9 protein-coding genes, 1 tRNA gene and 3 rRNA genes are annotated in these 16,239 nt (G+C 43.2%); 1 reads left to right on the top strand and 12 read right to left on the bottom strand.

Annotated elements, in window-relative coordinates:
* The 9 genes from rrf to SM121_RS00045 form a co-directional block, all read right to left on the bottom strand.
* Positions 1 to 114: ribosomal RNA gene (gene rrf, locus SM121_RS00005) — 5S ribosomal RNA — on the bottom strand.
* Between the two features lie 79 nt (positions 115 to 193).
* Positions 194 to 3,093 (bottom strand): 23S ribosomal RNA (locus tag SM121_RS00010).
* A gap of 123 nt (positions 3,094 to 3,216) precedes the next feature.
* A tRNA-Ala gene (locus tag SM121_RS00015) sits at positions 3,217 to 3,289 on the bottom strand.
* 53 nt (positions 3,290 to 3,342) lie between these two features.
* Positions 3,343 to 4,888, bottom strand: a 16S ribosomal RNA gene (locus SM121_RS00020).
* Together the 16S, 23S and 5S rRNA genes with 1 tRNA gene alongside form the textbook arrangement of a ribosomal RNA operon.
* 249 nt (positions 4,889 to 5,137) lie before the next feature.
* Positions 5,138 to 6,064, bottom strand: a complete 927-nt coding sequence (locus tag SM121_RS00025; RefSeq protein ID WP_003010296.1) for an ATP-binding cassette domain-containing protein — start codon at positions 6,062 to 6,064, stop codon at positions 5,138 to 5,140.
* Between the two features lie 10 nt (positions 6,065 to 6,074).
* Positions 6,075 to 7,142 carry an ABC transporter ATP-binding protein gene (locus tag SM121_RS00030; RefSeq protein ID WP_003004369.1) on the bottom strand — a complete coding sequence of 356 codons (1,068 nt, stop codon included), beginning with the start codon at positions 7,140 to 7,142 and terminating at the stop codon, positions 6,075 to 6,077.
* An 11-nt stretch (positions 7,143 to 7,153) separates the two neighbouring features.
* Positions 7,154 to 8,080: an oligopeptide ABC transporter permease OppC gene (gene oppC / locus SM121_RS00035; protein WP_003010290.1), complete on the bottom strand. Its 927-nt coding sequence runs from the start codon at positions 8,078 to 8,080 to the stop codon at positions 7,154 to 7,156.
* Positions 8,080 to 9,579 carry an ABC transporter permease gene (locus SM121_RS00040; RefSeq protein WP_003013994.1) on the bottom strand — a complete coding sequence of 500 codons (1,500 nt, stop codon included), beginning with the start codon at positions 9,577 to 9,579 and terminating at the stop codon, positions 8,080 to 8,082. Before SM121_RS00040 ends, oppC begins: the two co-directional genes overlap by 1 nt.
* 73 nt (positions 9,580 to 9,652) lie before the next feature.
* Entirely contained in the window at positions 9,653 to 11,638 is a 1,986-nt protein-coding gene (locus SM121_RS00045) for a peptide ABC transporter substrate-binding protein (RefSeq protein ID WP_155127073.1), read from the bottom strand.
* Positions 11,639 to 11,843: 205 nt separating this feature from the next.
* Here SM121_RS00045 and SM121_RS00050 point away from each other — a divergent pair, with 205 nt between their 5' ends.
* Positions 11,844 to 13,085 carry a serine hydrolase gene (locus tag SM121_RS00050; protein WP_320910915.1) on the top strand — a complete coding sequence of 414 codons (1,242 nt, stop codon included), beginning with the start codon at positions 11,844 to 11,846 and terminating at the stop codon, positions 13,083 to 13,085.
* A gap of 58 nt (positions 13,086 to 13,143) precedes the next feature.
* Here SM121_RS00050 and sufB read toward each other — a convergent pair whose 3' ends face one another.
* The 3 genes from sufB to SM121_RS00065 are packed head-to-tail and all read right to left on the bottom strand — an operon-like array spanning position 13,144 to position 16,236.
* Complete coding sequence (sufB, locus tag SM121_RS00055) at positions 13,144 to 14,556, bottom strand: Fe-S cluster assembly protein SufB (protein ID WP_320910916.1); 1,413 nt, start codon at positions 14,554 to 14,556, stop codon at positions 13,144 to 13,146.
* A gap of 32 nt (positions 14,557 to 14,588) precedes the next feature.
* Entirely contained in the window at positions 14,589 to 15,023 is a 435-nt protein-coding gene (gene sufU, locus SM121_RS00060; protein WP_003004754.1) for a Fe-S cluster assembly sulfur transfer protein SufU, read from the bottom strand.
* On the bottom strand, positions 15,010 to 16,236 hold the full coding sequence (locus SM121_RS00065) for a cysteine desulfurase (protein ID WP_320910917.1): 1,227 nt from the start codon (positions 16,234 to 16,236) through the stop codon (positions 15,010 to 15,012). Before SM121_RS00065 ends, sufU begins: the two co-directional genes overlap by 14 nt.
* Positions 16,237 to 16,239 lie beyond the last annotated feature (3 nt).

The raw sequence follows: 16,239 nt of genomic DNA on the forward strand, positions 1-16,239 counted from the left end.
TAAGCGACTACCTTATCTCACAGGGGGCAACCCCCAACTACTTCCGGCGTTCTAGGGCTTAACTGCTGTGTTCGGCATGGGTACAGGTGTATCTCCTAGGCTATCGTCACTTAACTCTGAATGATTAAACATTCAAAATTGAACATCTATATTCTAACAAGTTAACCTTTCGTTGTCAATATCTTCTGACTCTTTGGATAAGTCCTCGAGCTATTAGTATTAGTCCGCTCCATTGCTCACACAACTTCCACTCCTAACCTATCTACCTGATCTTCTCTCAGGGCTCTTACTGATATAAAATCATGGGAAATCTCATCTTGAGGTGGGTTTCACACTTAGATGCTTTCAGCGTTTATCCCTTCCCTACATAGCTACCCAGCGATGCCTCTGGCGAGACAACTGGTACACCAGCGGTAAGTCCACTCTGGTCCTCTCGTACTAGGAGCAGATCCTCTCAAATTTCCTACGCCCGCGACGGATAGGGACCGAACTGTCTCACGACGTTCTGAACCCAGCTCGCGTGCCGCTTTAATGGGCGAACAGCCCAACCCTTGGGACCGACTACAGCCCCAGGATGCGACGAGCCGACATCGAGGTGCCAAACCTCCCCGTCGATGTGAACTCTTGGGGGAGATAAGCCTGTTATCCCCAGGGTAGCTTTTATCCGTTGAGCGATGGCCCTTCCATACGGAACCACCGGATCACTAAGCCCGACTTTCGTCCCTGCTCGAGTTGTAGCTCTCGCAGTCAAGCTCCCTTATACCTTTACACTCTGCGAATGATTTCCAACCATTCTGAGGGAACCTTTGGGCGCCTCCGTTACCTTTTAGGAGGCGACCGCCCCAGTCAAACTGCCCGTCAGACACTGTCTCCGTAGATGATAAACCTACCGGGTTAGAGTGGCCATAACACAAGGGTAGTATCCCAACAACGCCTCCATCGAAACTGGCGTCCCGATATCAATGGCTCCTACCTATCCTGTACATGTGGTACAGACACTCAATATCAAACTGCAGTAAAGCTCCATGGGGTCTTTCCGTCCTGTCGCGGGTAACCTGCATCTTCACAGGTACTAAAATTTCACCGAGTCTCTCGTTGAGACAGTGCCCAAATCATTACGCCTTTCGTGCGGGTCGGAACTTACCCGACAAGGAATTTCGCTACCTTAGGACCGTTATAGTTACGGCCGCCGTTTACTGGGGCTTCAATTCATACCTTCGCTTACGCTAAGCACTCCTCTTAACCTTCCAGCACCGGGCAGGCGTCACCCCCTATACATCATCTTACGATTTAGCAGAGAGCTGTGTTTTTGATAAACAGTTGCTTGGGCCTATTCACTGCGGCTGACTTTAAGCCAGCACCCCTTCTCCCGAAGTTACGGGGTCATTTTGCCGAGTTCCTTAACGAGAGTTCTCTCGCTCACCTGAGGCTACTCGCCTCGACTACCTGTGTCGGTTTGCGGTACGGGTAGAGTATGATTAACGCTAGAAGCTTTTCTTGGCAGTGTGACGTCACTAACTTCGCTACTAAACTTCGCTCCCCATCACAGCTCAATGTTATAGAATTAAGCATTTAACTCAATTCACACCTCACTGCTTAGACGTGCACTTCCAGTCGCACGCTTTAGTTAGCCTACTGCGTCCCTCCTTCACTACATACTCTAGTACAGGAATATCAACCTGTTGTCCATCGGATACACCTTTCGGTCTCTCCTTAGGTCCCGACTAACCCAGGGCGGACGAGCCTTCCCCTGGAAACCTTAGTCTTACGGTGGACAGGATTCTCACCTGTCTTTCGCTACTCATACCGGCATTCTCACTTCTATGCGTTCCAGCGCTCCTCACGGTACACCTTCGCCACACATAGAACGCTCTCCTACCATACCTATAAAGGTATCCACAGCTTCGGTAAATTGTTTTAGCCCCGGTACATTTTCGGCGCAGGGTCACTCGACTAGTGAGCTATTACGCACTCTTTGAATGAATAGCTGCTTCTAAGCTAACATCCTAGTTGTCTGTGCAACCCCACATCCTTTTCCACTTAACAATTATTTTGGGACCTTAGCTGGTGGTCTGGGCTGTTTCCCTTTCGACTACGGATCTTAGCACTCGCAGTCTGACTGCCGACCATAATTCATTGGCATTCGGAGTTTATCTGAGATTGGTAATCCGGGATGGACCCCTCACCCAAACAGTGCTCTACCTCCAAGAATCTTAATGTCGACGCTAGCCCTAAAGCTATTTCGGAGAGAACCAGCTATCTCCAAGTTCGTTTGGAATTTCTCCGCTACCCACAAGTCATCCAAGCACTTTTCAACGTGCCCTGGTTCGGTCCTCCAGTGAGTTTTACCTCACCTTCAACCTGCTCATGGGTAGGTCACATGGTTTCGGGTCTACGACATAATACTATTGCGCCCTATTCAGACTCGGTTTCCCTACGGCTCCGTCTCTTCAACTTAACCTCGCATCATATCGTAACTCGCCGGTTCATTCTACAAAAGGCACGCTCTCACCCATTAACGGGCTCGAACTTGTTGTAGGCACACGGTTTCAGGTTCTATTTCACTCCCCTCCCGGGGTGCTTTTCACCTTTCCCTCACGGTACTGGTTCACTATCGGTCACTAGAGAGTATTTAGGGTTGGGAGATGGTCCTCCCAGATTCCGACGGGATTTCTCGTGTCCCGCCGTACTCAGGATACTGCTAGGTATAAAGACTATTTCGAATACGAGGCTCTTACTCTCTTTGGCTGACCTTCCCATGTCATTCTTCTATAATCTTTAAGTCCACATTGCAGTCCTACAACCCCGAAGAGTAAACTCTTCGGTTTGCCCTCCTGCCGTTTCGCTCGCCGCTACTCAGGCAATCGCTTTTGCTTTCTCTTCCTGCAGCTACTTAGATGTTTCAGTTCACTGCGTCTTCCTCTACCTATCCTTAACAGATAGGAGTACTAGCCATTAGCTAGTGGGTTCCCCCATTCGGACATCTCTGGATCGTCGCTTACTTACAGCTCCCCAAAGCATTTCGTCGTTTGTCACGTCCTTCTTCGGCTTCTAGTGCCAAGGCATCCACCGTGCGCCCTTATTAACTTAACCTTATTTTTGGTCTTGCGACCTAAACTCTTTAAATATTTACAGCGTTTCGGTTTATTTTCTTGTTACTATTTGATATAGATATTCAATTTTCAATGTTCAATCTTAACACCCTTATAGTGTTAATGGAGCCTAGCGGGATCGAACCGCTGACCTCCTGCGTGCAAAGCAGGCGCTCTCCCAGCTGAGCTAAGGCCCCACAAGACCTCTCAAAACTAAACAAGACCAACGTACAGGTTTCCTTTTCCTTAGAAAGGAGGTGATCCAGCCGCACCTTCCGATACGGCTACCTTGTTACGACTTCACCCCAATCATCTATCCCACCTTAGGCGGCTGGCTCCAAATGGTTACCTCACCGACTTCGGGTGTTACAAACTCTCGTGGTGTGACGGGCGGTGTGTACAAGGCCCGGGAACGTATTCACCGCGGCGTGCTGATCCGCGATTACTAGCGATTCCGACTTCATGTAGGCGAGTTGCAGCCTACAATCCGAACTGAGACTGGCTTTAAGAGATTAGCTTGCCGTCACCGACTCGCGACTCGTTGTACCAGCCATTGTAGCACGTGTGTAGCCCAGGTCATAAGGGGCATGATGATTTGACGTCATCCCCACCTTCCTCCGGTTTATTACCGGCAGTCTCGCTAGAGTGCCCAACTCAATGATGGCAACTAACAATAGGGGTTGCGCTCGTTGCGGGACTTAACCCAACATCTCACGACACGAGCTGACGACAACCATGCACCACCTGTCACCTCTGTCCCGAGGGAAAACTCTATCTCTAGAGCGGTCAGAGGGATGTCAAGACCTGGTAAGGTTCTTCGCGTTGCTTCGAATTAAACCACATGCTCCACCGCTTGTGCGGGCCCCCGTCAATTCCTTTGAGTTTCAACCTTGCGGTCGTACTCCCCAGGCGGAGTGCTTAATGCGTTAGCTGCGGCACTGAGTCCCGGAAAGGACCCAACACCTAGCACTCATCGTTTACGGCGTGGACTACCAGGGTATCTAATCCTGTTTGCTCCCCACGCTTTCGAGCCTCAGCGTCAGTTACAGACCAGAGAGCCGCTTTCGCCACCGGTGTTCCTCCATATATCTACGCATTTCACCGCTACACATGGAATTCCACTCTCCCCTTCTGCACTCAAGTTAAACAGTTTCCAAAGCGTACTATGGTTAAGCCACAGCCTTTAACTTCAGACTTATCTAACCGCCTGCGCTCGCTTTACGCCCAATAAATCCGGATAACGCTCGGGACCTACGTATTACCGCGGCTGCTGGCACGTAGTTAGCCGTCCCTTTCTGGTAAGATACCGTCACAGCGTGAACTTTCCACTCTCACACTCGTTCTTCTCTTACAACAGAGCTTTACGATCCGAAAACCTTCTTCACTCACGCGGCGTTGCTCGGTCAGGGTTGCCCCCATTGCCGAAGATTCCCTACTGCTGCCTCCCGTAGGAGTCTGGGCCGTGTCTCAGTCCCAGTGTGGCCGATCACCCTCTCAGGTCGGCTATGTATCGTCGCCTTGGTGAGCCGTTACCTCACCAACTAGCTAATACAACGCAGGTCCATCTCTTAGTGATGCAATTGCACCTTTCAAGTCAACATCATGCAATGTCGACTTTTATGCGGTATTAGCTATCGTTTCCAATAGTTATCCCCCGCTAAGAGGCAGGTTACCTACGCGTTACTCACCCGTTCGCAACTCTTCCAGAAGAGCAAGCTCCTCCTTCAGCGTTCTACTTGCATGTATTAGGCACGCCGCCAGCGTTCATCCTGAGCCAGGATCAAACTCTCATTAAAATAATTGTTTGTCTTAAACTCATTCTGTCACTGACAGATTTATTGTTTTTTTATTGTTCAGTTACTATAACCTCCGTTATAGTGCCCTGCACATTGGTTCGTCTTGTTCAGTTTTCAAAGGTCTTTGTCGCTCTCGCGCGACAACTATATTAGTATATCATGACCTACACTTACTGTCAACACTTTTTTTAATTTTTTTTTACTTTCTTGAAAGTTTTTTGAATAAAGAAAATAGAGAGGGAATCCTCTCTATTTATATTCTTGTCTGTATTTGTTTTCTTCAGCTTTGTTAGCCCATACATAATGACCTGGTTTAATTTCAACCATTTGTGGTTTATCTTCAGAGTAATCATGTTGTTCTGGATCATAGATTTTTAGAACTTTTTTACGTTCTAGAATTGGATCTGGAATTGGGACTGCTGAAAGAAGCGATTGCGTGTATGGATGGATTGGGTGGTTAAATAGCTCTTCAGTTTCTGCTACTTCTACAATAACCCCTTTATAGATAACTGCAATACGGTCAGAAATGAAACGCACAACTGACAAGTCATGGGCGATAAAGAGATAGGTCAAGCCTAATTCTCTTTGGAATTTTTTCAAAAGGTTCAAGACCTGCGCACGTACTGAAACGTCAAGGGCTGAGATTGGTTCATCCGCAATGACAAATTCTGGTTCCATGACAAGTGCACGGGCAATACCGATCCGTTGACGTTGACCACCTGAAAATTCGTGAGGGTAACGTGTCAAATGTTCTGCAAGAAGTCCAACTTCATGCATAATATTTTTCACTTTTTCCTGACGTTCTTCTTCGCTGTTAAACAAATGGTGATTGATCAAACCTTCGGAGATAATATAATCAACTGTAGCACGTTCATTCAAACTTGCTGCTGGGTCTTGGAAGATCATTTGAATTTTACGGATCAACTCTGATTTTTCACTATGAGAGTTTTTTCCGTTGATCTTGCGCCCATCATAAATAATTTCTCCAGCACTTGTATCATTCAAACCGATGATCGCACGTCCAATTGTCGTCTTCCCACTTCCTGATTCACCAACAAGAGAGAAAGTTTCTCCCTTATTAATGAAGAAATTGGCATTCTTTACAGCAACGAATTTTTTACTTCCTTCACCGAAGGAAATTTCTAAATCTTTAATTTCAACTAATTTTTCAGTCATTTCCTTCCTCCTATTCAGTAATGTGAGTGAAGCCCATTTTTGAGCCAATCTTTTCGTGAAGGTTTTCGATTACTTCTGGTTTATGAACTGTTGGTGCATCTGGATGGAGCAACCATGTCTTAGCCCAGTGAGTATCGGTTACTTTGAAAGCAGGTGCCTCTTCTTCAAAATCAATCTGCATTGCATAGTCTGAACGAAGTGCGAAGGCATCTCCTTTGATTGGAGCATACAATGATGGCGGAGTCCCTGGAATAGAGTAAAGATCACCATCTGAGGTTGACAACTGAGGCAAGCTTGAAAGCAAGCTCCATGTATATGGATGTTTTGGATCGTAGAAAATTTCTTCTACTTTCCCAAACTCAACAATTTCGCCAGCATACATAACGGCTACTTTATCTGCAATACTTGCAACCACACCTAAGTCGTGGGTGATAAAGATAACTGTAAATTGGTATTCTTTTTGAAGGGATTTCAATAAATCAATGATTTGCGCTTGAATGGTTACGTCAAGGGCTGTTGTTGGTTCGTCACAGATTAAGATATCTGGACGACAGGCCAAGGCGATGGCAATAACGATCCGTTGACGCATCCCACCTGAATATTGGAATGGATACTCATCAAAACGACGTTCAGCATCTGGAATTCCAACTTTCTCCATATAGTCCAAAGCCATTTCTTTGGCTTCTTTAGCTGTTTTCCCTTGGTGTTTGATAATGACTTCTGTAATTTGTGAACCAATTGTGTTGATTGGGTCCAAACTTGTCATTGGGTCTTGGAAAATTGTAGCGATCTTTGATCCACGAATATTTTCCCAATCTTTATTCGATTTCAAATCTGTCAATTCTTGACCACGGTATTTAATCGAACCTTGGGCAATACGGCCGTTATCTTCTAACATTCCAGTGAATGTTTTTGTCAAAACTGATTTCCCTGAACCTGACTCACCAACCAAGGCAAGAACTTCACCTTCCACTAGCTCAAGCGATACGCCACGAATAGCTGTCAGTACGCGATCGCGCACGTCAAATTCCACTACGATATCTTGAGCAGATAAAATAATATTGTTATTTGATGTCATATCTACTCCTCCTATCTATGTGTACGTGGGTCGCTGGCATCGGCCAAGTTTTGTCCGACGATAAAGAATGACAAGGATACTAAAATCAAAACAGTAAGCGGAATCCAGAATAGGTAGGCATTTGTAGTTACGTTTTGAGAATAGTCAGAAATCAATCGTCCCAAACTTGGAACTGTAATTGGAAGACCAAGTCCGAAAAATGAAAGGAAAGCTTCGTAAGAAATAAAGCTTGGAAGCAACTGTGATGTTTGTGTCACGATAACAGATACCAATTGAGGCAAAATATTTTTCGTAACAATTTTCAAAGTTGGTGTTCCTAATGTTCGGCTGGCAAGGTTGTACTCCAAATCACGGTAACGCATGATTTGGACACGAATGGTATAAGCAATTCCGATCCATCCTGTTAAGGACATGGCAAGAATCAAGTTCCAGAAACCAGATCCCATTGAGTAAGTCAAGACGATAACGATCAACATAAATGGAATGTTTGAAATAACGTTATAAACTTCCATCATGATACGGTCGATAGATTTTGAGATCCCCCAAATTCCACCAACGATGACTCCGACTACCACGTTAATAACAGTGGCGATGAAGGAAATGATAATAGAATTTCGAGCACCAAACCAAACTCCATCAAAGAGGGATTTACCGTTATTATCTGTACCAAAGAAAGCTTTGGCACTTGGTGGATTCAAACGTGCTGAAAAGTCATTTACCTTACTTACGTCGTTGTAATCAAAATTTGAAAACATAGGATAGACAAAACTCATCAAGAGAATCCCAATTAAAATAGCAAGCATAATGATGGTAGTTCTTTTTTTCAAGAATTGTCTGAATACAGATTTCCAGTAAGAATATGCTGGAGCATCGATTACTTCAGAGGCAAAGTCATCGCGTTTTACAAACTGAAATTTATTTTTATCGATTGTAGCCATTATTTGCCTCCTTTCGTATTCGTTAATTTAATCCGTGGATCAAGCACTGTCATCAAGATATCACCTAACATGGCAGCAAAGATACCAAGTGATGTGAAGATGAAGACAAGTCCGATGACCATGGTGTTGTTTGATGCTTTAATAGAGTCAATCAACATTTTACCCATACCTGGGAAAGCGAAGACCGTTTCAGTAAGTGTCGCACCTGAGATAACTCCAATAATAGAACCTGGAATACCAGATACCAATGGAACCATCGCATTTTTGAAGATGTGTTTTCTTGAGATCTCACGTTCTGACAATCCTTTTGAACGAGCAAAACGGACGAAATCTTGCGAGTGGATATCGATCATGTAACGACGAATCCAAACTGCGATAAATGGAGCACTCAACAAGCCAAGAATCAGAGAAGGCAATACATATGAACGCCAATCCTGTGCTCCAAGTACTGGAAATGAGTCTGGAAGTCCAAAGAATGAACCTGCTAGACGCACAATGTAAACAAGGGCAATAGTTGGAAGAGACATCATAAATGTCAAGGTTGCTGTTGAGATGCTATCAAACCATGAGTCCTTGAACAGAGCCATGTAAGATCCTAATGGGATCGCAATCAAGTAAGCAATCGCAATACCAATCAAACCAATGATTGAAGAAGATGCAATCATGGATGGATTCTCATAGTTGCTCAACGTTGCTGTATAAGCGTCCCCTTTACCAAATCGACTGATATCTTGTGAGTCTGCCTTACTTGGTGATTTGTAGGTACGTGAGTAGATATCGATTGAAGATGTCTTTTTACCTGTTGGGAAGTTCACTTCACTCTTCTTAGTTGTTCCTTGTCCTTGGGTAATAACTTGAAGAACAGGGGTATTTGAATAAGTTGGATATGAATTTCCAAGGTTTAAGGTCACAAAGTTTTGGTGTACATATGGGAATTGACCATTAAAGTACAAGAGGTATTTGTGCTTCGTACCAGAACCTACAACAGACCAACCAATAGATGGATCATTTTCAATACGGATATAGCGTTTGAGGTTTGGATTTGAGGCATCTTTCACCCAACCTGGATGATCAAATTGAATCAAATTCGCATAGAAACTAATGACACGTTCAAAAACCGGAATTTCACGCACCGCATAGAAAGACTTGCTTTCTGGGAAACGTTTCAACTGCCAACCATGACCTAATTTTTTAATGTATTCCTTATAGATCTTTTCATTAGCAGTAGTCGCATCAACTGTTACAGAAGAATCTTCTTTACTTGCTTTTTGTTGCAAGCTCTTTGAATCCATGTATTCCAAATAACCCATGCGATCGTAGACAGTATTTTCGTAGTTGATCTTCGAATCCTTTGTCTTCGCTACTTTATTGTAGTTAGGGTCATTTTTAAAGATGAGATTTCTCGGTGTTAGCGTATAGATAATCATGTAGGTTAATGTCGTGACGAGAAAGATCGACACTAACGAACGCAAAATACGCATAAAAACATATTTTTTCATATTTCATTCCTTTAATGTCCAAAAGAACTTTCTCCCCTAGAAGAGAAAGTTCTAATGAAAATCAATAATTTAATTATTTAACGTGTTTTTCAAGATCTTGTTGAGCTTTTTTGTTTGACTCAGCTTTTTCTTTTTGCCATTTCTTAAGGGCTTCATCGTATTGTTTCTTAGTAACCGGCTCATCTTGAACTTCAACGTATTTCAAGTATGTTGAACCTTTGTTACCTGTTTGTGATGATGGTTCAGAGAATGGAACTACCTTAGAAACAACTGTTGCAGCACCTGTACTTGACATCGTTGGAATAACAATCGCACTATCTGTCAACCAAGCTTGAGCTACTGCGTATTTTTCATAACGTTTCACAACATCTTGTGTTTCGTTGTTTGCATCGTCAAGAAGTTTTGCAAACTCATCCAAACCTACAGCTTTTGCTGATGGGTTATCTACACCACCTGCAAAACCAAGGTAAACTTTTGTTTGGTCCTCAGAAGCTGGTTGAAGAGTATCAAGGTAAGTTGATGGATCATCATAGTCTGGGTTCCATCCTACCATTCCTTGAAGATCCCAGTCTGCGTCTGCAGCTGATGGCACATTCAAAGTAATATTCAACACTTCGTCTGAGTCCATCATTTGAAGATCAAGAACGACATTGTCTTTACCAAGAGTATCTTCTACCGTTTGTTTCAGAGATTGCATCCGTGAAACAAAGTTTGTAGAATTTTGTGCTACCGGTACATCAATATGAATTGGGAATTGAACACCATCTTTTTGAAGTTCAGCTTTGGCTTTTTCAAGTTGCGCTTTCGCTTTATCCTTGTTATAAAGACCATCTTGACCATCTGCAAGGTTGATACCCTTCCATTGGTCTCCATAAGTAGTCAACTTATCTGCAACTACATTTCCGAAGTCTTTTCCATCTACTTGTACGAATGCAGGTGCAACATATGTATTACGGATAGCTGGTTTAGCAAATTCTTTACCATTGACTTGTGCTGAGTAGTTTTCACGGTTCAAGGCAAAAGTGATGGCCTGACGGAAATCTTTGTTCAAAATTGCTTTCTTAGTCGCAGTCTTTTCAGCATCTGATTTTTTAGCAGTGTGTTTGTAAGATTGACGATCAAGGTTAAAGCCAAGAACTGCTACACCTGATCCTGCTGGTGTAGTAAAGATATCGTCTTTATATTTTTTCTCTACAGTTGCAAAGTTTGAACTTGCAGGGAAAAGGCGAGCTTTTGTATAAGCACCATCAGAGAATCCACGTGCCAATGAATCTTGGTCTGATCCATCGTAATAAGTATATTTTACTTCTTTCAGGTGAACGTTTTTCTTATCCCAGTAGTTGTCATTCTTTTCAAATACAACAGATGATTTTGAAGTGATTGATTTAAGAAGGAAAGGTCCGTTTGCAAGGATTGACTTCACATCGTTTGGTTGACCAAAATCATCTCCCTTACTCTTCAAGAACTCTGTGCTTATTGGGAACAAAATTCCGTTAGTCGTTTTAGAGTTCCAGAAAGTTTCAGGTTTGTTCAATGTGTATTGAAGTGTGTAATCATCAACCGCTTTGACACCAACTTGGCTGAAGTCTGTGATTTTTCCTTGGACATAATCATCCAATCCTTTGACAGAACCTTGAACGAGTGGAAGAGTTTCCGATTTTTTATCAGCAGCGTGTTTCAAACCAGTCACGAAGTCTTTGGCAGTCACTTCGCCGTGTTCTTCACCATCCGCATCATACCATTTGACACCTTTACGAATCTTGTAGGTATAAGTCAAACCATCTTTAGAAACAGACCAGTCTTCCGCAAGTGAAGGTACAAGGTTACCGTATTTATCATTTTCTAACAAACCGTCTACCACATTTGTAGTGATGTCATGGGTAGCAGCTTTAGAAGAAATTGTATAGTCCAAAGTTGTTGGATCTGAAGTGTAGACATAACCATAGTTTTTGTCTTCGCCTGAGCTTGCTTTGCTAGTATTTGAACTAGAACATGCAGCTAACAATCCAGCTGCAAGGAGTGTTACTCCGGCAACTGCGAATACTTTACCTTTTTTCATAGGAATTCTCCAATAGTTTTTTTAGATTTGTTTAAGATTATATCACAAGTAGAAAAAAAAGTAAACTAAATTTTCTGAATATTCGTTTTATCACTATTCAAAAACCTTGCTATGACTGACTTTTTAGCCTAATTGATGATTTTACAATTTTCCATTAATCATTTGTATGATACAATAGAGAGGACTAAGCAACGAGGAAACAACTGTGAAAAAATTCTTTCTTTCTTTTTTAACCTTCATGCTGCTGTTATGCAGTTTACCTTATCAAGTCGTTCTGGCAGATGAGCTAGAACTTCCTGCTCAAAGTGCTATTGCTGTTGAAGCTGATACAGGTAAAATTTTATATGAAAAGGATTCAGAGAAAAAACGAGATGTGGGGGGACTATCTACACTCTTGACCACTTATCTGATTTTCGAAGCTATTCATGAAAAAAAACTTTCTCTAAAAGATCCTATCAAATTGTCTGAGAAAGCTCTGGCTTTAAATGATATCGAAGGTGCTGGTACTCTTCCTATGGAAGCGAACCAATATACGGTTGAACAGTTATTGACTGCTCTTTTAGTTGGAAATTCTAGTACTGCTGCCTTGGCCTTAGCTGAGAAAGTGGGGGGCTCTGAGAAAAGCTTCGTTGAAAAAATGAAGCAGAAACTTTCTGAATGGGGCATTCAATCTCCTCATTTAATTAATGCTACCGGATTAAATACTCAAACCATCAGCGGAGATCCTGACGGGAAAGGAGACGAAAATCAATTGAGTGCTTATGATATTGCTGTCATTGCCAAGCACTTACTCCAGGATTTTCCTGAAGTGACCAAATATACTTCAAAACCCACTGCTCTTTTTTCAAACACGCAGATTGAAAACCCCAACCTGATGCTAGAAGGCATGCCGAATTACCGGTCGGGAGTCGACGGCCTTCGGGTCAGCAACTCTACCAAAGGTGGTATCACATTTGCTGCATCAACGACGCAAAATGGCATCCACATGATCACGGTTGTCCTAGGAGTGGAGGCAGTTGACGGTGATCCATATGCACGTTTTGTGGCTACTTCTTCTCTGATGAACTACGTGGTACGAACCTTTGTTTCTTCCATTGTCGTCAAAGAAGGAGATCCCTACGGAAAAAGTAAGGCAACTGTCATGGACGGGAAGTCCGAGACTGTTTTAGCTGTTGCAAAAAAAGACTTCTATATCGTTGAAAAGCAAGGCAGTCAAGCGGAACCAAAAATTCAATTCAAGAGCAACCAAGAATCATTCCGAGCACCTGTCAAATCAGGCACAAATCTTGGAAAATTACACTACACTGATCCAGATAAAATCGGACGTGGCTACTTAGAAGATCAAGAGCCAACGGTCGATATGGTATCGGGAAGAACCATTGAGAAAAGCTTTTTCTTAAAGGTTTGGTGGAATGAATTTGTTCGTTATGTCAACGAAAAGCTATAAGCAAAAAAATCACAATGGAGTCAAATCCATTGTGATTTTATTTTGCTATTAAAACGAATTATCCTACAGATCCTTCCATTTCGTAGCTAATGAGTCGGTTTAACTCAACGGCATATTCCATTGGAAGTTCTTTTGTAAAGGGTTCTACAAATCCCATGACAATCATTTCTGTCGCTTCTGATTCAGACAGACCACGACTCATCAAATAATACAGTTGCTCTTCTGAGATTTTTGAAACTTTAGCTTCGTGCTCCAAAGCAACTTGTGAGTTGTGGATTTCATTAAATGGAATCGTATCTGATGCTGACAAATCATCCATAATAATGGTATCGCACTCGATATGAGAAACTGATTTCTTGGAATTTTTGTTAAAGGTTACTTGTCCACGGTAGTCTACCTTTCCGCCACCTTTCGCGATGGATTTGGATACGATAGACGAGCTAGTGTGAGGGGCATTGTGGATCATCTTGGCACCTGTATCTTGGTGTTGACCTGCATTCGCAAAGGCAATGGACAACATGGTCCCACGCGCTCCTTCTCCATCTAGATAAACAGATGGGTACTTCATGGTTGTCTTCGCTCCTAAGTTCCCGTCGATCCACTCAACTGTAGCATCTTTTTGAGCTTTGGCCCGCTTGGTGACCAAGTTGTAGACATTGTCAGACCAGTTTTGGATGGTCGTGTAGCGCATATAAGTACCATCCAAGGCAAAGATCTCAACAATCGCTGCATGGAGGCTATTGCTTGAATAGGTCGGTGCTGTACAGCCTTCCACATAGTGAACACTTGCTCCCTCATCCACGATAATCAAGGTACGCTCAAACTGACCTGTATTTTCGTTGTTGATACGGAAGTAAGTTTGAAGGGGGACGTCGACTTTTACGCCTTTTGGTACATAAATGAAGGTTCCACCAGACCAGACTGCTGAGTTGAGGGCAGCCAATTTGTTATCCGTTGGTGGCACTAACTTCGCAAAGTACTGTTTGAAAAGATCTGGATATTCTTTTAAGGCAGAATCGGTATCAGTAAAGATAATCCCCAACTTTTCAAACTCTTCTTTCATATTGTGGTAAACCACTTCTGATTCATACTGAGCAGAAGCCCCTGCTAAGTAAGCACGTTCTGCTTCAGGAATCCCGATACGCTCAAAGGTTTCCTTGATTTTCTCTGGAACTTCGTCCCATGAACGGGCAGGTTTATCCGAAGGTTTTTGATAATAGATCAAATCATCAAAGTCAATCTCTGATAGATCGGCTCCCCAGGTTTGCATGGGCATCTTTTTGAAGGTTTCAAAAGATTTCAAACGGAATTCGAGCATCCATTCGGGTTCATTTTTTGCTGCAGACAATTCACGAATAACCGCTTCATTCAATCCCTTCCCGGTAGAGAGAATGGGTTGAACATCATCGTGAAATCCAAATTTATATTCACCGAGATCAATTGGTTTCGGTTCGACTCTTTCTTCAGCCATAATTTCCTTTCTTTCTCTGTTTCTTCTTTTAACTATTTGCTACGTTCGATCGCTTTTTTAAGAGCATTCCAGGAGAGGGTCGCACATTTAATCCGTTGTGGGAATTTTGAGACTCCAGATAAGAAGGCTGCATCTCCCAACTCCTCTTGCCGAGGATCTGACTTCCCTTGGACCATTTCTGAAAAGACCTGCGCCAATTCTTCGACTTCCTCTTTTGTTTTTCCCATTACAGCATCCGTCATCATACTAGCTGAAGCGGTCGAGATCGTACATCCTGAATTAACAAAGGCGATATCTTCCACCCTGTCATTCTCATCAAATTTCACACTTAACTGGATCACATCTCCACAAGTTGGATTGTTGAGTTGGATCTGATCAACATCTTCAATTTGTCCTTGGTGGTGGGGGTGTTTTGAATGATCGGCTACGACCGCCATGTACAGCGAATCTAATTTAGAAAGTGCCATTGAAAAACTCCTTTGCTTTGATCAATGCCTCAATTAATTTATCACAGTCCGCTTTGGTGTTGTAGATATAAAAACTTGCTCTCGTTGTCGCTGGGACTTGTAGGTATTGAAGGAGCGGTTGTGCACAGTGGTGACCTGCACGAACGGCAATCCCTTCATAATCTAGTGCTGTTGCTAAGTCATGCGGATGGAGATCTCCTAGATTGAAGGAAATGACGCCAGAACGTTGGGCTAAGTCTTGGGAACCATAGATGGTCAAGCCTTCGATAGCCTGTAATTTTGGAAACACATAGGCAATCAATTCTTGCTCATGCGCTCCTACTTGGTCCATACCCAGCTCTTCTAAGTAATCGATTGCTGCACCAAGTCCAATTGCACCCGCCATATTAGGTGTTCCAGCTTCAAATTTCCAAGGCAATTCCTTCCAAGAGGCAGATTGTTCATAAACAAAGTCAATCATCTCGCCCCCAAACTCGATCGGAGACATTTGCTCTAAGATTTCTTCCTTCCCATAGAGGACACCAATCCCTGTTGGTGCAGCCATCTTATGGCCAGAAAAAGCAAAGAAATCCGCATCTAAGCCTTGTACATCAATGGCCATATGAGGGGTTGATTGAGCCCCATCTACGACCATGATCGCTCCAACTTCATGAGCTAATCGAGCAATTTCCTTGATCGGATTGACCACCCCTAAGACATTCGAAGCATGGGTGATGGAGACAAATTTTGTCTTCTCACTAAGCTTGCTCTTTAAGTCCTGCATATCCAGCAAGCCATCTTTTAGATAGACATAGACCAGTTTTGCTCCTGTCTTCTTGCAGGCTTGTTGCCAAGGAATGATGTTGGAGTGATGTTCCATGATGGAAATCAGGACCTCATTCCCTTCCTTTAGGACTTCTTCTGCGTAGCGTGCCACCCAGTTGAGTCCAGTCGTTGTCCCTCTTGTAAAGAGCACCTCCTTGGTTGATGAAGCGTTGATAAATTTTCTGACTTTCTCACGCACCGCCTCATAGGCTGCTGTCGCTCGTTCAGCCAAAGTATGAACTCCACGATGAACATTGGCGTTATCTTGCAAATAATAGTGATTAACGGCTTCAAGAACACGTTTAGGTTTTTGCGTCGTCGCTGCATTATCTAGATAAACCAAAGGCTCATCGTGAACTAGTTGATCGAGAATGGGAAAATCTTGAGCAATCGTATTTTTATCTAGCATCGT

Origin of the sequence: Streptococcus sp. S1 (assembly GCF_034137685.1) — a bacterium.
Taxonomy (GTDB): Bacteria; Bacillota; Bacilli; order Lactobacillales; family Streptococcaceae; genus Streptococcus; species Streptococcus dentalis.